Genomic DNA, 18,317 nt, shown 5'->3' on the forward strand with positions numbered 1-18,317 from the left:
AGGTACGAGTCGGGCTCACGGCACCACGGCGACCGGGCAGTCCGCGTGGTGCAGCATGCCGTGCGCCACCGAGCCGATCCGGGCACCGACGGCCGTACGGTGCGCCCGGCGGCCCACGACCATCAGCTGGGCCGTCCCGGCCACCGACAGCAGGACCTGGGCGGCACTGCCCATCTCCACGTGCTCCTCCACCGGTACGCCGGGGAAGCGGTCCCGCCACGGCCGGACCGCCGCGGCGAGGCTCTTCCTCTCGTACGGCTCCAGTCCCCCGGCCTCGTCGAGGAGCTTCAGCGAGCCGGGGCTGTAGGCGAACACGGGCGGCAGGGTCCAGGCCCGTACGACCCGCACGGTCGCCCCGCGCGCGGCCGCCGTCTCGAAGGCGAAGCGCAGCGCGTCGGCGCTGTCCTCCGGGTCGCCCTGCTGGCCCACGACGATCTCGCGTCCGGTTGCCTCGGCCGAGGGTTCGTCGCCCGCGCGGACGAGGAGGACGGGCCGGGCGGCCCCGGCGATCACCTGCTGGCCGACCGAACCGAGCAGGAAGCCGACGATCCGCCCGTGCCCCCGCGAGCCCAGCACCAGCAGCTCGGCATCGGCAGCGGCGGCGAGCAGGGTGTCGACGGCCGGCCCCTGCACGATGTCGGTGCTCACGTCGAGTTCCGGGTGCCGTTCGGTGACGGTCCCGACGGCCTCGTCCACCGCGCTGCGCACCCACTCCGCCTGGCCGTCGGCGTCCCCGGCGATCCGCGCTTCGGGCGCCTCCTGCGGCTGGGCCCGCCAGGCGTGCACCACCCGCAGTGCCAGCCCGCGCCGCACTGCCTCCCGGGCCGCCCAGGACAGAGCGGCGACGCTCTCCTGCGATCCGTCGACTCCTGCGGTGATCGGGCGTGTCATCCGGCTGCCTCCCTGAGGAACGGTCACTGCGTGCGTCCAGTCTTCACTACCCCTCCTCACCACCCCTACGAGTTCCGGACCGCCCGGGATGATCTCCGTTTCGGAGCGCCGCTCGGCGATCGAACATACGATGGGCGAAGGCCGGCGCGGCGCCCCGGGACGCCGTGCCGTGAGTCGACCGCCCGGTGTGGGGGACGTATGGCACAGGCCGCCGACGCGGCACGGACCGTCATCATGACCGTGGACGACGACCCGGGAGTCTCCCGGGCCGTGGCCCGGGATCTGCGGCGGCGGTACGGCGCGTCGTACCGGATCGTGCGCGCGGAGTCCGGCGAGTCCGCGCTCGACGCGCTGCGGGAGCTGAAGCTGCGCGGCGATCTCGTGGCGGTGATCCTGGCCGACTACCGGATGCCTCAGATGAACGGCATCGAGTTCCTCGAACGGGCCCTGGACGTGTACCCGGGCGCGCGGCGGGTGCTGCTGACGGCGTACGCGGACACCAACGCGGCGATCGACGCGATCAACGTCGTCGACCTCGACCACTACCTCCTCAAGCCGTGGGACCCGCCCGAGGAGAAGCTCTACCCGGTGCTCGACGATCTGCTCCAGGCGTGGCGGACCAGTGACTTCCGGCCCGTGCCCAGCACCAAGGTCGTCGGACACCGCTGGTCGTCGCGGTCCTCGGACATCCGGGAGTTCCTGGCCCGCAACCAGGTGCCGTACCGCTGGTACTCCGCCGAGGAACCGGAGGGCCGGCGGCTGCTGGCCGCGGCCGGCACGGACGGGATGCGGCTGCCGGTGGTCATCACGCCGGACGGCACGCCCCTGGTCGAACCGGAGGCCGTCGACCTCGCCGCCCGGGTCGGTCTTGCGACGACCCCGACGGCCGACTTCTACGACCTGGTCGTGATCGGCGGCGGGCCGGCCGGGCTCGGCGCGGCCGTCTACGGCGCCTCCGAGGGGCTGCGCACGGTGCTGGTGGAGCGGTCGGCGACCGGCGGGCAGGCGGGGCAGAGCTCACGCATCGAGAACTACCTGGGCTTCCCCGACGGTGTGTCAGGAGGGCAGCTCACCGACCGGGCGCGGCGGCAGGCGGCGAAGTTCGGCGCCGAGATCCTCACCGCGCGCGAGGTGACGGCACTGGAGGTCAACGGCGCCGCCCGGATCGTACGGTTCTCCGACGGCTCGGCGGTCGCCGCGCACAGCGTGATCCTGGCGACCGGCGTGTCCTACCGGCAGCTGGCCGCGCCCGGCTGCGACGACCTGACCGGATGCGGGGTCTTCTACGGGTCGGCCCTGACGGAGGCCCCTTCCTGCCAGGGGCAGGACGTGTACATCGTGGGCGGCGCCAACTCCGCCGGGCAGGCGGCGATGTATCTGTCCCGGGGCGCCAAGTCGGTGACGCTGCTGGTGCGTGGCGAGTCGCTGTCTGCGTCGATGTCGCACTACCTCATCCAGCAGATAGACGACGCGCCCAACATCCAGGTGCGCTCCCGCACGGTCGTCGAGGCCGCGCACGGCGACGGGCATCTGGAGCGGCTGACTCTGCGGGACGTGGACAGCGGGCACACCGAACAGGTCGACGCGCAGTGGGTGTTCGTGTTCATCGGCGCGGCCCCGCTGACCGACTGGCTGGACGGCACGGTGCTGCGGGACGAGCGCGGTTTCATCCTCGCCGGGCCCGATATGACCCCTGACGGCCGCCCGCCCGAGGACTGGGAGCTGGACCGGCCGCCGTACCACCTGGAGACGAATGTGCCCGGCGTGTTCGTGGCGGGCGACGCCCGTGCCGAGTCCGCCAAGCGCGTGGCGTCCGCCGTCGGAGAGGGAGCCATGGCCGTGATGCTCGTCCACCGGTATCTGGAGCAGTCATGAGCGGGCAGTCGATGCCCTGCAACCCCCAGGAGGTCGGGGCGCTGTTCCTGTTCGAGAAGCTCACGCCCGAGCAGCTCGGCAGGCTGTGCGGCGAGGGGCGGGTGGAGCGGTTCGAGCCCGGTCCGGTGTACACCGAGGGCGAGCCCGCCACCTGCTTCTACGTGATGCTCGAGGGCACGGTCGTGCTGTACCGCCGGGTCGGCGGGGACGACGTGGAGGTGACCCGGACCTCCCAGCGCGGGGTGTACGCCGGGTCCATGCAGGCGTATCTGGGCGACCGGGTGCGGCAGGTCTACAACAACTCCATGCGCGTCACCGAGCCGACGCGGTTCTTCGTGCTGCCCGCCGACACGTTCGCGGACATCATGCAGGAGTGGTTCCCGATGGCGGTGCATCTGCTGGAGGGGCTGTTCTTCGGTTCGAAGAGCACCCAGCGGGCCATCGGTCAGCGTGAACGGCTGCTGGCGCTGGGCTCGCTGTCCGCGGGGCTCACCCACGAGCTCAACAACCCCGCCGCCGCGGCTGTCCGGGCGACCGCGACGCTGCGGGAGCGGGTCGGCAAGATGCGCCACAAGCTGGCCGTCATCGCGCAGGGGTCGTACTCCCCGGAGGTCATGGCGAACCTCATCGACATCCAGGAGCGCACCGCCGAGCGGGTCGCCAAGGCCCCCACGCTCAGTCCGCTGGAGGCCTCCGACCGGGAGGACGTACTCAGCGACTGGCTCGACGACCGGGGCATCCCGGACGGCTGGCGGATCGCGCCGACGTTCGTCCAGGCCGGTCTCGACGTGGACTGGCTGGACCAGGTCGCGGCGGCCGTCGACGAGGACATGCTCCCGAGCGCGATCGGGTGGCTCAACTACACCGTCGAGACCGAGCTGCTGATGGACGAGATCAACGACTCGACCACCCGCATCTCGCATCTCGTCGACGCGGCGAAACAGTACTCGCAGCTCGACCGGGCGCCCTTTCAGAACGCCGATGTGCACGAACTCCTCGACTCCACCCTGCTGATGCTGTCGGCCAAGATCGGCAAGGAGATCAAAGTCGTCAAGGAGTACGACCGGACGCTGCCGAGGATCCCGGCGTACCCGGCCGAGCTCAACCAGGTGTGGACGAACCTGATCGACAACGCGGTGTCGGCCATCAACAGCGCGGGCGGTTCGGGGACGTTGACCGTGCGGACGGCTCCGGACCACGACCGGCTGCTGGTGGAGTTCCGGGACACGGGTGTCGGCATTCCGGCGGAGGACCGGGGGCGGATCTTCGATCCGTTCTTCACGACGAAGCCGGTGGGTGAGGGGACCGGGCTCGGCCTCGACATCTCCTGGCGGATCGTGGTCAACAAGCACCACGGGAGCATCCAGGTGGAGTCGGAGCCGGGGGACACACGGTTCCAGGTGCTGCTTCCGCTCACTTCGGTCGAGGAGGAGCCTTCATGAGTGGCGACAGTGGTGGCGACGGCATCGAGCCGGGCGTGCCGCCGAGCAGCGACGGGTGCGTGGAGTGCGATGCGGCCGGGGGGTGGTGGTTCCATCTGCGGCGGTGTGCGCAGTGCGGGCATGTGGGGTGTTGTGACAGTTCGCCCGCGAAGCATGCGACGGGGCATTTCCGGGCCACTGGGCATCCTCTGGTGCAGAGCTTCGAGCCCGGGGAGGACTGGTACTGGGACTACTCGGCGAACGAGTTGTACGAGGCCGGGCCTGAACTGGTTCCGCCCGTGAGTCATCCTGCGGATCAGCCGACGCCGGGGCCTGCGGGGCGGGTGCCGGTTGATTGGGCGAAGGTGTTGCGGGCCTAGGAGCTCGGGGCGGTCTGAGACACGGCAGCTGCGGGTTGTTCGTGGTCGATCGCGCCCACGCGGCGGAGCCGCACCATGTCACAGCCCCGCGCCCCCAAGAAAAGAAGGTTGGTTCAGTGCCACAGGCTTCGTTGGTCACGCCGGTCGTCGGACGGGATGCCGAACTCGCCCGGCTCACGGGCGTACTGGAGCGTGCGCGGGCCGGGGAAGCGCGGGCCGTGCTGGTCGCCGGGGACGCCGGGGTCGGTAAGACGCGGGTGCTGGACGAGATGGCCGGGCGGGCCGCTGGGGCCGGGATGACCGTCGTCACCGGGCATTGTGTGGATCTCGGGGACGTCGGGCTGCCGTATCTGCCGTTCACCGAGATTCTCGGGGTGCTGGCCGCCGACGAGCGGTTCGCGGGCGCTCTGGCCGCGCACCCTGTCGTCGAGCGATTGCTGGGGGCCGGGTCCGACGGGGTGCGGGACGTGGACGGGAGGTTGCGGCTGTTCGAGGGGATGGCGGGGCTGCTGGCCGATGCGGCGGATGTCGCCCCGTTGCTGCTCGTGCTGGAGGATCTGCACTGGGCCGACCAGTCGTCGCGGGATCTGCTGCGCTTCCTGCTCGGCCGGGGTGTCCTCAGGCACCGGCTGGCGGTTCTCGCCTCGTACCGCGCCGACGACCTGCACCGACGGCATCCGCTGCGGCCGCTGCTGGCGGAGTTGATACGGCTGCCCGCCGTGGAACGGCTGGAGCTGCGGCCGCTGGCCGATCCCGATGTGGCCCGGCTGGTGCGTGCCCTGGAGGACCGGCCGCTGCCGGACAGCACCGTGCGGCGGATCGTGGAGCGCGCCGAGGGGAACGCCTTCTACGCGGAAGAACTGCTCGCGGCCACCGACTCGGAGCCCGGCGGGGTGCCCGGCGGACTCGCCGATGTACTGCTGATCCGTTTCGAGCAACTCTCCGACACCGCGCAGCAGGTGCTGCGGACCGCGGCCGTCGCCGGGCGCCGGGTGGAGCACGAGGTGCTGCGGGAGGCAGTGGGGCTGCCCGAGGAGGAACTGGAGTCGGCGCTGCGCGAGGCGGTGGGACGGCAGCTGCTCGTGGCCGGGGACGACGACACGTACTCGTTCCGGCACGCCCTCGCGCGTGAGGCCGTCTACGCGGATCTGCTCCCCGGGGAGCGGGCGAGACTGCACGGCGCGTTCGCACGGCTGCTCGCCGGGCGCGGCCGGACCGCCGAGAGCGCTGCCGAGCGCGCCCACCACTACCGCGAGAGCCACGACCTCGCCGAGGCGCTGACCGCATCCCTGGAGGCCGCCGACCATGCCCAGCGGGTCGGTGCGCCCGCCGAGGAGCAGCGGCATCTGGAAGCCGCGCTCGATCTGTGGCCCGCGGTGGGCCCCGAAGCCCGGCCCTCGGGCGGGGGCGTGGACCGGGTGACGCTGACGTTGCGCGCCTCGGCCGCTGCCGCGCATGCCGGGGAGCTGCATCGCGCGGTCTCCCTCAGCCGGTCCGCGCTGGCCGAACTCGGCCAGGACACCGGCTCCGAGCTCGCCGCCCGGGTCCGCTACACCCTCGCCGGGAACCTGCTGAGCGTCGACAGCCTGACGGCGGCGTTCGCCTACAGCAGCGAGGCCCTGGGCATGATTCCCGAGGATCCGCCGTCGCGTACCTGGGTGTGGGCGGCGGCCACCCATGTCCTGGCCGCACGCCACGTCGGGGAGAACGAGACCGCGCTGCGGGTGGCCCACCGGGCCCTCGGCGTGGCGGAGCGGCTGCGGGTGACCGACGCCCAGGCGGATCTGCTGATCTCCCTGGCCGTGTTCGACGGCGACGGGCGGCGCGGCCCGGAGGGCCGTGAGCGGCTGATCAAGGCCCGGGAACTGGCCCGGAGTTCGGGCAACGCTCTCGTGGAGCTGCGCGCCCTGTTCAACCTGGCCATGGGCTGCTACGAGTCCGGTGCGCTGGCGGAGTGCGTGCCCTGGCTGAGCGAGGGCCTGGACCGGGCCCGGCGCGCCGGGCTGCTGTCCTCGACGTACCCGTTGGAGATGCGGTACCTGCGGCTGCTGGTGCTGCATGTGCTGGGCCGCTGGGACGAGTGCATGCGCGCGGCAGCGGCCGACGCCGAGGTGCTGCCGGCGGCCGGCGGCTACACGGTCGGTCCCGCGCTGTACGTGGCGCTGGCGCGTGGCGATCTGGCCGCCGCCGACCGGGCACGTGCCCTGCTGGAGGGGCCCTTCGACTGGATGGCCACCCTGGTCGCCGGCATCGTGCTCACGGACGCCGCGGGGCTGCGCGGCGATCCCGAGGAGGCGGTGCGGTGGGTGCGGTCCACGGTCACGGCCCTGGCCGACGAGGCGGTTCCCCGCCCGGGCGTCACGGTCCGGCTCGCCGCCCTTGCGCTGTCCGCGGTGGCCGACGCGGCAGCCGGGCTGCGGCTGTCCGGCGACGAGGCCGGGGCTCAGCGCTGGACGGACACCGCGACCGAACTGGTGGAACTGGCGCGGGCCACCGCCGCGGGCGGCAAGGACGGCACTCCCCAGGGTCCCGAGGGGCAGGCCTGGCTGGCCCGGGCGGAGGCGGAGTGGCTCCGGGCCGTGTCGGGGCCGGACGCGGCGGCCTGGTCGGAGGCGGTGGAGGCGTTCGGCTACGGCGAGGTCTACGAGCGGGCGCGCTGCCGGTTGCGGTACGCCGAGGCCCTGGTCGTGGCCGGGCTGCGCGAGGAGGCGGTGGCTCAGGCCCGGGCGGTCCGGGAGACCGCCGACGCCCTCGGCGCCACGCCGCTGCGGGAGCAGCTCGACGCCCTGGTCCGGCGCGGCCGGCTCTCGGACACACCGGGCACCGACGACCGGGCCGGGGTACTCACCGCACGCGAGCAGGAGGTACTGCGGCTGCTCGCCCTCGGCCGCAGCAACCGGCAGATCGGCGACGAGCTGTTCATCAGCGGCAAGACGGCGAGCGTCCATGTCTCCAACATCCTCGCCAAGCTGAGCGCGTCGAGCCGCGGCGAGGCGGTGGCGATCGCCTACCGGGAAGGTCTGATCACCCCGGAGCCGTCGGCGTCCGGCTGACCGGGACGACCGACATGACCGGGTGAGCACGCCGGCGAGGCGCCGAGGCCCTGGTCGTGGCGGGGCTAGCGGTTCCCGCAGTCGAGGCTCTCGAGATCGACGGCGTCGGCCATCGCCCGCATCCCCTTGTCGTTGGGGTGCAGATGGTCGCCGCCGTCGAAGACCGGGTCGATCCGCTCGGGGTCGTGGGGGCTGCGCAGGACGCGGTCGAAGTCGGCGACCGCGTCGAACTCGCCGCTGTTCCGGATGAAGGCATTGACCTTCTGCCGCACGGCCTCACCGGCGGGGTCCCATTCCGGCCAGCCCTTGAAGGGGGCGATCGTGGCGCCGACGACACACTTGCCGGCCGCGTGCACCCGGTCGATCAGGGTGCGGTATCCCGCGATCAGCTCGGCGGCCGTGACGCCCGGCTCGAACTTGATGTCGTTCACGCCCTGGAAGAGGACCACCGTGCGCACGCCCGGCAGCGAGAGCGCGTCCCGCATGAGGCGGTGCAGGGCGCTCTGCCCGGGACCGTCGGTCAGGACCCTGTTCCCGGCGATCCCCGCGTTGGCCACCCCTTTGACGGTCGTCGTGGGGGACTTGGCCAGCCGGCGGGCGAGGTAGTCGGGCCAGCGCCGGTCGAGGTCGGCGGTGGACTGCCAGCCGTCGGTGACGGAGTCGCCCAGGGCGACCACGGCGCCCGCCGTGGACCGCGGCCGCACGGTGACGGCGTCGAGGTAGAACCGGGAGCCGGTCCGCTGTTTCCAGTGGGCCGCGCTCTCCTCCGCGGTGTGGTCGCCCTCGGCGGTGTACGACGTCTGCATCGCCAGCCAATGCCCGGTGAGCGCACCTCCCGCCCGGGCGACGTACAGGCTGACGGCGAGCGAGCTCGCGGCGGGGACATGGCCGGGCAGCGGGTCGCTGTGGACGATGCCGCCGGCCGGGACGGTGACGGAGCGCGCTCCGTCGAAGGTCAGGCGTCTGTTGCTGCCGGGTACGAGCGCGGCTCCGTCCCGCTGCAGGCCGGCGTGGACGTTGCCGAAGGTCACCGGCTGGTCGCCGAAGGCATTGGACAGCCGCACCCGCAGGCCGCTGCCGCCGACGCTGGTGTGCACCACCAACCGGTAGCCGCGGCCGCCGGCCGCCTCGCCGAAGCGGTCGACCGAGGAGGCCCAGGTGACCACACCGTCCCCCGGCTCCGCCGGAGCGCTGGGCGGCCGGGCCTGCTCGTCCCCCTGGGGCGTAGCACCGGCTCCGCAGCCCAGCACGAGGCAGATGGAGAGGGCGGCCAGGGCGGTGCGTCGGCGGGGGCGGGCGGTGCGGGGCATCGTCGGCGCTCCTTCGGCCGGTCGGCGGGCGATCGTCCGGGGTGGTCCCGGCGTACGACACGGTAGTGGTGCGGTCTCCCACGCTGCGCACACGCCCCTGCCGCGACCGGGACGAGCCTCTCGATCACGGCCCTGTCGAAGGGGGCTCCCCGCCGCGGCAGAGGTCGCCGTCCTTGCGGTCGCCGGCGTCAAGGGAACAAGCAAGGGATCGCACTCGAAGTGCTGGGACCCGGCTCCGGTGGGAACCCACGCGCTTCCCAGGCCGTTGTCCGGACGTGATCAGCGAGTTGGCCGCCGGCGGCAATCTGGCGTTGCCGGGCGGCGCGGTGACCGTCCGGGTGCCCGGGCCGTTCGACGTGTCCGCGCTGATCACGGACGACAGCGGAAAGGCCGGGGGCGACGGCGACTTCGTCTTCTACAACCAGCCGACCGCGCCGGGAGCCGTGCTGCGGGGCGACACCCTCACCGTGGACCCTGTGAGGTTGCGTGCCGGTGCCACCCGGGTCACCGTCGCCGTCAGCCCCGCCGAGCCCGGAATCACTTTCGGCCGCCTGTCCTCCCCCACACTCCACATCGCCGGCGCCGGCGCCGGCGGCCACCCGCTCGCCCGGTTCACCCCGCCGCGCCCCCGTCAGGAGACGGTGCTGCTGCTCGCAGAGCTCTACCGGCGCGGCGACCGCTGGAAGCTGCGGGCCCTGGGCCAGGGGTACGCCGACGGACTGGCGGGAGTGGCCCGGGACTTCGGCGTCGATGTCGCGGACGACACGTCCGGGCCGGGCTCGCGGCCCGGCCCGCTCGACGGCGGGGCGCGGCAAGCGGCCTTCACGCCCACGGCCGGGCGGGCCCGGGTTTCTGGTGCGCGGCACCGGACCGGGACCGAACCGGCCGACCGTGTCGCCCACTCCCCCGGACCTCCCGTCCTCGCGCCCGTCGCACCCGGTCCCGACGGCTTCGTCACCCTGGTCAACTCCGCGCGCGCCGAGGCTGGTTCACCCCCGACGACCCTCGACGCCCGCTTGGCGTCCGCCGCCCGGGAGCACGCCGCCGCCATGGCGATGACGGGACATCTCGGCGTCGGCAGCCGGGACGGTGTCACCGTCTACCAGCGCGTCACCGGCGCCGGGTACGCGTACCTGACCATCGGCGAGCACCTGGTGTCCGGCCCGCGCACAGCCGCCGAGTTCGTCGCGTACTGCATGCGCACCGACGTGCCGCGCCGCACCCTGCTCGACCCGGCCTTCACCCACACCGGACTGGCCCACGTCCACAACGGCCCTTCCAATGACACCTACTGGACCGCGCTGTGGGCCCGGCCTTTCACAGCGGACGGGCTGCTGGGCACGGCAGCGGCCGTCACCGACCTCACCAACCGGGAGCGCGCACGGGCCGGGCTCCCGCCCCTGGCCGTAGACCCTCTCCTCACCACCGCGGCACAGGCGCACAGCGCCGACATGGTGGCCCGCGCCTTCTACTCGCACACCGGGCCGGACGGCAGCCGGCCCTGGGACCGGGCCGCCGCGGCGGGGTCCGCCCGGCGTTCCATCGGCGAGAACATAGCCTGCGGCCAGCGCTCCCCCGCGACGTCGTGGAGGGCTGGATGAACAGCCCGGGTCACCGGGCCAACATCCTCAAGCCCGGCTTCACCCACATCGGCATCGGCTTCGCCGGCGGCGGCCGGGCGGGCACCTACTGGACGCAGCTCTTCGGCGCCTGACACCGCACCACCTCGCTCCGGGCCGTCAGCCCCGCTTGCGATCTTGGCGGAGGGAGGCCTTCCGGGCGAGGATGCCCGCATGAAGGGTGACCTCTTTTCCAGCGAGCACATGACACAGCCGCCCGTCGCGGCGGGCATGACGATCGAGAATGCCAAGTGCGTCCGGTACACGGTGAACGGCGAGATGCTCTCCCGGCAGGGCGCGATGATCGCCTACCGCGGCAACCTCCAGTTCGAGCGCAAGGGCCAGGGCGTGGGCGGCATGCTCAAGCGTGCGGTCACCGGGGAGGGGCTGCCGCTGATGGCGGTGCGCGGACAGGGCGAGGCCTGGTTCGCGCACGAAGCGCAGAACTGCTTCATCGTCGACGTCGAACCCGGCGACGAGTTCACCGTCAACGGCCGCAACGTCCTGTGCTTCGACGCCACGCTGTCGTACCGCATCGCGACCGTGAAGGGCGCCGGCATGACCGGCGGCGGCCTGTTCAACAGCGTCTTCACCGGGCACGGCAAACTGGGCCTGGTCTGCGAGGGCACCCCGCTCGTCATCCCGGTCTCCGCGCAGTACCCGGTGTACGTCGACACCGACGCGATCGTCGGCTGGACGGCGGGCCTGCAGACCTCCCTGCACCGCTCCCAGTCCATCGGGTCGATGCTGCGCGGCGGCTCCGGCGAGGCCGTGCAACTGCTGCTCCAGGGCGAGGGGTACGTCGTCGTACGGCCGAGCGAGGCGACCCCGCAGAAGCCCGGGCAGCACTGACTCCGGCACTGGATTCCCCGCGGGTGGTCCGCCTCGGGTGATCTACGCCTCACAGGCAACCCGGTCCGTTTCATCGACGTCTTGATCGACAACAGGTGTGCCCTGGCCCTCGCGGCCAGGGCCGGTTTCCCCCTTCTATACGCACCATGTATACACAGCACGTATACATGGTGCGTATACGGACCGAAAGGCATCGATGTACGGCAAGGCATTCGCACCGGAGTACCAGGGCGCGCTCACCACTCTGTCCGTCAACTCCTCACTGGCCGACGTACTGGCCGCCGGCACCGAGCAGTTGAAGGCGGCCGAGCGTGCCGGCGAGCCCGGGGAGGTGGCGCGTTCCGGACTCGCGGTGGCCGAGGCCCAGCGCCGGCTGGGCCGGGTGGCGGACGCGGACCGGGCCTGGAAGGCGAGTTACCGCGCCGCCCGCGAGGCCGAGGACACCGGGGCCATGGCCTGGGCCCTGTGGAGCGGCGGCACCCTGGCCCGGCAACGCGGCGCGCTCCCGCTGGCCCGCCGCCTCCTCCAGCTCGCGGCCGATCTGGGCGAACGCGGCGGGGACATCGTCGTACGCGGCTATTCGCTGGCGGGCCTGGCCGAGACCGGCCGCATCCAGGGCGACTACGAGGCCGTCGGCCGGCTGCACGAACAGTTGCTCGCCGAGGCCCGGCGGCGCGGGGAGGCGCGGCACACGGTGTGGGCGCTGGAGGGCATCGCGCAGATGCACCGCAACACCGGGGACTACGACACGGCGTACGCCCTGTTCGAGGAGTCCGCCGAGATCGCCGCGCGCGCCGACGACCGGCGTGGACACGCCTGGGCGCTGCGCGGTCTGGCCGACGTGGTGTCGGTACGCGACGGGGACACCGAGCGGGCCCTGGAGCTGCTGAGCGAGGCTGAGACGGCCTGCCGCGCGATGCGGCTGTCCAGCGCGCTGGCGTACAACCACAAGATGCGCGGCAACGTGCTGTACCGGGCCGGGCGTTACGCCGAGGCACGCGACCTGTACGTGCAGGCGCTCGCGGAGTTCCGCGAGATGAGCGAGCCGCGCGGGCAGGCCCTCTCGCGCCTCGGACTGGCCAAGTCCCTGGCCCGGCTGGGACGCGACCGCGGCGAGACGGCGGCCGAACTGGCCGACCTCGCCGGCACGCTGGAGCGGATCGGCCTCCGGCACGCCCGCACGATGGTGGCCCGCGCCCATGAGGAGCTCGGCATACCGGACACGGGGCTCGCTCTCGCGGGGGCGGAGGCCGCACGATGACGGCGCTCCCCATGGCGGTACAGACGGCACGGCGAGACACGGCGGTACAGGCAGCGCGGCAGGACACGGCGACGGAATCCCCGGCCAGCGCGCACGCGACCCGGCAGGACACCGCGGCGCCCGGCGAGCCGCAGGGTCTCGTGAGTGCCCCCGGCCTCTCCCACGACCCCCACGCGGTCCTCGATCGCTGCCGTGCCCTCGTACGCCCCGCTCTGATCGAGGCCGTCGGGCGGCTGCACCCCTGGGTCGGCGAGATGGCGGCGTACTCCTTCGGCTGGTGCGAGGTGGGCGGTGCCCCGGCCGCCACCTCCGGCGGCAAGGGCGTACGGCAGGCGCTCGCGGTGCTCGGCGCCGAGGCGGCCGGTGCGCCCGGCCGGTCCGGAGTGGCCGCGGCCGTGGCGGTGGAGCTGGTGCACACCTTCTCCCTACTGCACGACGACATCATGGACGGCGACACGGACCGGCGCCGCCGCCCGGCCGTGTGGAAGGCCTACGGCACCGGGCCCGCGGTTCTCGCGGGTGACGCCCTGTTCGCGCTGGCGATCGAGACGCTCGCCGCGCAGCCGGGCGGTGCCGGTGCCGTGCGGACGCTGTCCGGGGCGCTGGGCGACCTGGTGCGCGGGCAGGCGGACGACCTGCTGTTCGCCGAGCGGCCCTGGACGGGACCGCGACGGGTGCGGCCGGACGAGTACCGGACGATGGCGGAGCACAAGACGGGCGCCCTGCTCGGCTGTGCGGCCGCGCTGGGTGCCGTGCTCGGGGGTGCCGCGCCGGAGACGGTCACCGCGCTCGACCGGGCGGGCCGGCACCTCGGGATCGCCTTCCAGATCGTCGACGACGTGCTGGGCATCTGGGGTGACCCCCGGACCACCGGCAAGCCGGTCCACGGCGATCTGCGGGAGCGCAAGAAGACGTTCCCGGTGCTGGTCGCGCTCGGTTCCCCGAGCGGCGGCAGGCTCGCCGCGCTACTGGAGAGCGGCGAGGAGCCCGATGCGGCGGCGGCGCTGATCGAGGAGGCGGGCGGCCGTTCGGCGGCCCTCGCCGAGGCCCGGCGTCACATCGCCGCCGTCGATTCGGCGCTCGCCGGGGTGCCGTTGGCGGCGGGGGCCGTGGACGAGCTGCGGTCGCTGCTCGACTTCCTGGTACGGCGCGACGTCTGATCCGGTGGCCTCCGCCCGGCCGGATTGACCTGGGCCGGGTCGGCGGGCCAGGGTGCGACCAGGCGCGTTCCGCGACCCCGCGCCGGAAGGACGACCGCAGTGATCGGCATCTCGGAGATCGAAGCAGCGGCTGAACAGATCGACGAGCACGTCGTGCGCACTCCGACCGTGACGAGCCCGGGGCTTTCGGCGCTGCTCGGCGCCCCGGTCACCGCGAAGCTGGAACTGCTGCAGCGCACCGGCTCGTTCAAGGCACGCGGAGCGACGGCGAAGCTGCTGTCACTGGGCGAGGCGGAGCGGGCCGCGGGGGTGGTGGCGGTCAGCGGCGGGAACCACGGAATCGCCGTCGCGGTCATGGCCGCGGCCCTCGATGTGAAGGCCACGGTGGTGATGCCCCGCTCGGCGCCCGCCCGTGCCGTGGAGATCGCGGAGGCGTCGGGCGCGTCGGTGCGGGTGACCGACGACATGGACGGCGCGTTCGCGCTCATGACGCGGCTTCAGCAGGAGGGGCTGACCCTGGTCCACCCCTTCGACGACCCGGTGGTGATCGCCGGGCAGGGCACGGTCGGCCTGGAGTTCGCCGCCGACGCCGGGGAGCTCACCGACGTGCTGGTCAGCATCGGGGGCGGCGCGCTGATCTCCGGCGTCGCCGCGGCGCTGCGGGCGCTCCGGCCCGGGGTGCGGGTCTGGGGGGTGGAGACCGAGGGCGCGCAGGCCATGTCCGAGGCGCTGACGGCGGGCGGCCCGCTGCCGGTCGCCCTGTCGTCGATCGTCTCCACCCTCAGCGCCCCGGCCGTGTCGCAGCTGACGTACGACCATGTGTCGGCCCTGGTCACCGAGGTACTCGTGGTCCCGGACCGGGAAGCCGTGAGGGGCTCGCTGGAGCTGGCCGACCACGCCAAGGTGTGGGCCGAGCCGGCCGCCGGCTGTCTGCTGCCCGCCGCCCGGCAGGTCCTGGAGCGGGTCGGGGACGGAGCCCGGCTCGGCCTGGTGGTGTGCGGGGGCAACGCGACCACGGGGGACATGATCGCCTGGTCTCGTCGCTTCGGTCTGCGCCGATGATCCGGCCGCCCTTCGGGGAATCCGTCGTGGAATTCATCGGAGGGCTCTGAGTTCAGATGTTGTACACCGCCACATTTACCGGCGGTTACCACCAGGCCAGCCCCGAAATTTGCGAATCCGCGGGCGGCGGCGGGCGAATTCTCCGAGCACGTGGAGGCCCCGGCGGCCGAGGTAAGCCATGCCTGAGCCCTTGGAAGACCGTTTTTCCTCGCACACTTGACCCCACCTCTTGAACAAAAGACAAGAATGAACACGGAGTTGCGATCCGATTGAACGGAGTGCGCCTTACTCCCCGTACCTCTGGAAAAGGTTGAAAGCCAGGTTTCCAGTCGAGGGATGGCCATGGGCAGGGCGCACGTCTCCACACACCAGTTGGTCGCCGGCCGGTACCGGCTGCTCGAGATCATCCAGCGCGAGACCAACCGCATCTGCTGGTACGCCGAGGACACCGGCGCCGGCGAGGTCTCGCGGCCGTGTCTCGTCACCCAGATCGGGCTTCCGGACGACCCGCTCGAGCCCGAGCGCCGGGCCTCCGCCCGGCTGCTCCGCACCTCCGAGAACATGGCCCTGCTGTGCCCGGGCCGGATCGCCGCGGTCGTCGACACCGTCGAGGAGGCGGGCGCCCTGTGGACCGTCAACGAGTGGATCGACGGCACGCCGCTGGGGGAACTCCTCTCGGAGCAGGGCACGTTCAACTACGTGAGGGCCGCGCGCGTCGGCCTGGAGCTGCTCGACGTGCTGGACGCGGCGCACGCGGAGGGCATCACCCACGGCGAACTCAGCCCCGGCCAGGTGTTCGTACGCGAGGACCACTCGGTCGTCGTCACCGGCTACGGCCTGGCCGGCGCCACCCTCGCGCCCCGGCTCACGGCGCCCGCCTACGCCTCTCCGGAACAGGCCCGGGACGAGCGCATCGGCCCCGCCGCCGACCTGTGGGCGCTGGGCGCGATCCTCTACACGATGGTCGAGGGACGCCCGCCGTTCCGAGACCGGGGGCGCCCGGAGAACACCCTGAAGGCCGTGGACCGGCTGCCGCTGCGCTCGCCGGTGCGCACCGGGCCGCTCACCCAGGTCGTGCAGGGGCTGCTCCGCAAGGACTCTCGGGAGCGGCTGACCCGCCAGGTGGTCCGTGAGGCGCTGACCCGTGCGCTCAGCGAGGACCCGGAAGCGGCCCTGGGTTCGGTGCAGGCCCCGCGGCTGCGCGGCTCCTACGCCGCCATGCTGCCGGGGAACCCGGCCTGGAGCAGACGGACCATGGTGGCCGGGACGGCCCTGGCCGTCGTCACCGTCGCGGTCGCCGTGCTCGCCGCGACCCAGGGGCTGCCCGGCAGTGACACCGGAGGCGGGGCGGCCGACTCGCCGGCCCGGCCGCCGGCCTCCGCCGCCTCGCCGGGCGAGAGCACCGGCGGCGAGGCTCCCGAGCCGTCCCGGACGCCCAGCCCGACGGAAAAGCCCTCCTCCCCCACGCCCACCCCGTCGTCCGCCGATCCCACGCCCTCCGCCCCGGCCACCGGCCTGCCGCCCGGCTTCCACCGCTACCGCGCGCCGGAGGGCTTCTCCGTCGCGCTGCCCGAGAACTGGAAGCGGCTGGACACCGACCGCCAGGGCCCGGCGTACCGGGTCGTCTTCGGCGCCGATGGCGACGACCGCACGCTGGCCGTCACCTTCAGCGCGGACGCGGGTCCGGACCCTGTGGCCGTGTGGCGGGACGATGTCGAACCGAACCTGAAGCAGTCCGGTGGCTACGACCGGATCGGCGCGATCCGTGCGACGACGTACCAGGGGCGCGAGGCCGCCGACATGGAGTGGACGGCGGACCTCGGCGACACCCGCGTGCGCACCTTCGGCCGGGGCATCCTGCTGGGCGGCGGCCGGAGCTTCTCGCTGCGCTGGACGACCCCCGCCGCCGACTGGGAGGACAGCGCGAACGAGGAGACGTTGCGCACCTTCCTCAAGACATTCCGGCCGGCCTCAGGCTGAGCCGCGTGGTGCGCGCAGGGAGGTGAGCGGGCCGGGACGCAGGGGCTGCGTGCGCCAGCGCGCGGTGAGCGTACGGTCGGCGAGGGAGCAGGTCAGCGCCAGGCGGTGCGGGGTCTCCAGGAACGCCACCTCCAGGGCCAGCGTGCCGGCATCGGTCCAGCCGCCGCTCACCGCGGTCGGGAGCGGCTCCTCCGCCACCGTCCAGCCGGCCTTCCCGATCCGCAGGTCCAGCCGGCTCTCGCCCTCGGTGAGCCCGAGCGTCCAGCCGTCCGCGTCCGGTACGAGCCCGGCCGACCAGGCCGGGCCGTTTCCCTCCGGTGAGCCGAACTCGGCGGCGGCCCAGTCCCCGGCGCCTCCGGGCGGTACGGGACTGCCCGGAGCGGGCGGCAGCGCGAGCCCGGCGAGACGCTCGCGCAGGGCCGCGTCGTCGGCCTTCCGGCCGGACAGCGGCTCGGGGCCGAAGGCGGGCAGCAGATGCTTCCAGACGAGGTTCAGGAAGTCCTGCATCCGCTCGGTCGCCGCGGTCGTCGCGATCACCGCGTCGTGCTCCGGCAGCACCAGGCAAAACTGGCCGTACGCGCCGTCGCCCCGGTAGCCGTGCCGGGAGGTCCAGAACTGGTAGCCGTAGCCCCGGTCCCAGTCCTGCCGGTCCGTGTCTCCCATGGCACCGGCGGTCGCGATGTGCGGACGCGCGGCCCGGGCCGCCCACCCTTCGGGCAGCAGGCGCTCGCCCTCCCAGACGCCGTCGCGCAGATACAGCTCGCCGAGCCGGGCGACGGCGTCGGTCGTGGCGTGCAGACCGCTGTAGCCGATCTCGCGGCCGGCGCGGTCCCGCTGCCAGAACGCCTCGCCGATGCCGAGCGGATCCAGCAGGCGCGGGCGCAGATACTCGGTGAGCCGCTGCCCGGTCACCCGCTGGACGATCGCGGCGAGGGTGTAGGTAGTGGGCTGGTTGTAGGCGAAGACCGTCCCGGGATCGCGGTCCGGCGGCAGCAGCAGGAACCCGCGCACGGGCTCCGCCCGGTCCAGCCCGTAGGTCTCCTCGACGGTCTCCCGCTCGTGGCCGCTCGACATGGACGCCACGTGCCGTACGAGCATGGCGCGGCTGCGGGGGTCGGTGATGTCGGCCTCGAACTCCGGGAAGTAGGAGATGACAGGTGCGTCGAAGTCGAGCAGTCCCTCGGCCTCGGCCAGGGCGGCGGCGGTCCCGGTGAAGCTCTTGCTGAGCGAGTACAGCAGGTGGGGGCGGCCGGGGGTGTAGGGCGCCCACCAGCCGGAGGCGACGAGGTGTCCGTGCCGCATGATCATCAGGCTGTGCGGCTCGATCTCCGGGGCCGCTTCGAGGGCGTCGAGGAAGGCGTGGACGCCGGAGGCGTCGACACCCTGGGCGGCGGGGCTGCCGGTCGGCAGGGCGGAGGCACTCATGGAGGCATCCTCTCCCTGCCGACGGACC

At 73.2% G+C, this 18,317-nt stretch carries 12 protein-coding genes and 1 pseudogene; 10 read left to right on the forward strand and 3 right to left on the reverse strand.

From position 1 onward, the window contains the following. Positions 1 to 15: 15 nt before the first annotated feature. Entirely contained in the window at positions 16 to 891 is an 876-nt protein-coding gene (locus tag ACQEV8_RS01150; protein WP_432956545.1) for a universal stress protein, read from the reverse strand. Positions 892 to 1,089: 198 nt separating this feature from the next. Between ACQEV8_RS01150 and ACQEV8_RS01155 the strand changes: the two genes are divergently transcribed. The 4 genes from ACQEV8_RS01155 (at position 1,090) to ACQEV8_RS01170 (ending at position 7,620) form a co-directional block, all read left to right on the forward strand. After that, positions 1,090 to 2,766, forward strand: coding sequence for an FAD-dependent oxidoreductase (locus tag ACQEV8_RS01155; RefSeq protein WP_432956547.1), 1,677 nt, complete (start codon positions 1,090 to 1,092; stop codon positions 2,764 to 2,766). Then, positions 2,763 to 4,208 (forward strand): ATP-binding protein, encoded by a 1,446-nt coding sequence (locus ACQEV8_RS01160; protein WP_432956549.1) that lies wholly within the window; start codon positions 2,763 to 2,765, stop codon positions 4,206 to 4,208. Before ACQEV8_RS01155 ends, ACQEV8_RS01160 begins: the two co-directional genes overlap by 4 nt. Further along, positions 4,205 to 4,567, forward strand: coding sequence for a UBP-type zinc finger domain-containing protein (locus tag ACQEV8_RS01165; RefSeq protein WP_432956550.1), 363 nt, complete (start codon positions 4,205 to 4,207; stop codon positions 4,565 to 4,567). The genes ACQEV8_RS01160 and ACQEV8_RS01165 overlap by 4 nt, the downstream gene beginning before the upstream one ends. 116 nt (positions 4,568 to 4,683) lie before the next feature. Further along, positions 4,684 to 7,620, forward strand: a complete 2,937-nt coding sequence (locus tag ACQEV8_RS01170) for a helix-turn-helix transcriptional regulator (RefSeq protein ID WP_432956552.1) — start codon at positions 4,684 to 4,686, stop codon at positions 7,618 to 7,620. A 65-nt stretch (positions 7,621 to 7,685) separates the two neighbouring features. On the opposite strand, the gene ACQEV8_RS01175 is transcribed toward ACQEV8_RS01170, so the two are convergent. Then, entirely contained in the window at positions 7,686 to 8,930 is a 1,245-nt protein-coding gene (locus ACQEV8_RS01175) for an SGNH/GDSL hydrolase family protein (RefSeq protein ID WP_432956554.1), read from the reverse strand. 278 nt (positions 8,931 to 9,208) lie between these two features. On the opposite strand from ACQEV8_RS01175, the pseudogene ACQEV8_RS01180 reads away from it, so the two are divergent. From ACQEV8_RS01180 to ACQEV8_RS01205, 6 genes and pseudogenes are all read left to right on the forward strand, one after another. Further along, positions 9,209 to 10,644 (forward strand): annotated as a pseudogene (locus ACQEV8_RS01180) (CAP domain-containing protein). A 79-nt stretch (positions 10,645 to 10,723) separates the two neighbouring features. Continuing rightward, positions 10,724 to 11,401, forward strand: a complete 678-nt coding sequence (locus tag ACQEV8_RS01185; protein ID WP_432956555.1) for an AIM24 family protein — start codon at positions 10,724 to 10,726, stop codon at positions 11,399 to 11,401. A gap of 196 nt (positions 11,402 to 11,597) precedes the next feature. Continuing rightward, complete coding sequence (locus tag ACQEV8_RS01190; protein WP_432956558.1) at positions 11,598 to 12,662, forward strand: tetratricopeptide repeat protein; 1,065 nt, start codon at positions 11,598 to 11,600, stop codon at positions 12,660 to 12,662. Further along, on the forward strand, positions 12,659 to 13,822 hold the full coding sequence (locus ACQEV8_RS01195; RefSeq protein ID WP_432956560.1) for a polyprenyl synthetase family protein: 1,164 nt from the start codon (positions 12,659 to 12,661) through the stop codon (positions 13,820 to 13,822). The genes ACQEV8_RS01190 and ACQEV8_RS01195 overlap by 4 nt, the downstream gene beginning before the upstream one ends. A gap of 99 nt (positions 13,823 to 13,921) precedes the next feature. Then, positions 13,922 to 14,884 carry a threonine/serine dehydratase gene (locus ACQEV8_RS01200; protein ID WP_432956563.1) on the forward strand — a complete coding sequence of 321 codons (963 nt, stop codon included), beginning with the start codon at positions 13,922 to 13,924 and terminating at the stop codon, positions 14,882 to 14,884. A 342-nt stretch (positions 14,885 to 15,226) separates the two neighbouring features. After that, positions 15,227 to 16,864: a serine/threonine protein kinase gene (locus ACQEV8_RS01205; protein WP_432972296.1), complete on the forward strand. Its 1,638-nt coding sequence runs from the start codon at positions 15,227 to 15,229 to the stop codon at positions 16,862 to 16,864. Here the strand turns inward: ACQEV8_RS01205 and ACQEV8_RS01210 are convergent. Further along, positions 16,856 to 18,289: a serine hydrolase domain-containing protein gene (locus tag ACQEV8_RS01210; RefSeq protein ID WP_432956564.1), complete on the reverse strand. Its 1,434-nt coding sequence runs from the start codon at positions 18,287 to 18,289 to the stop codon at positions 16,856 to 16,858. The genes ACQEV8_RS01205 and ACQEV8_RS01210 overlap by 9 nt on opposite strands. Positions 18,290 to 18,317: the final 28 nt, after the last annotated feature.

The organism is Streptomyces sp. CA-179760 (assembly GCF_050937045.1).
In the GTDB taxonomy this organism is placed as follows: Bacteria; Actinomycetota; Actinomycetes; order Streptomycetales; family Streptomycetaceae; genus Streptomyces.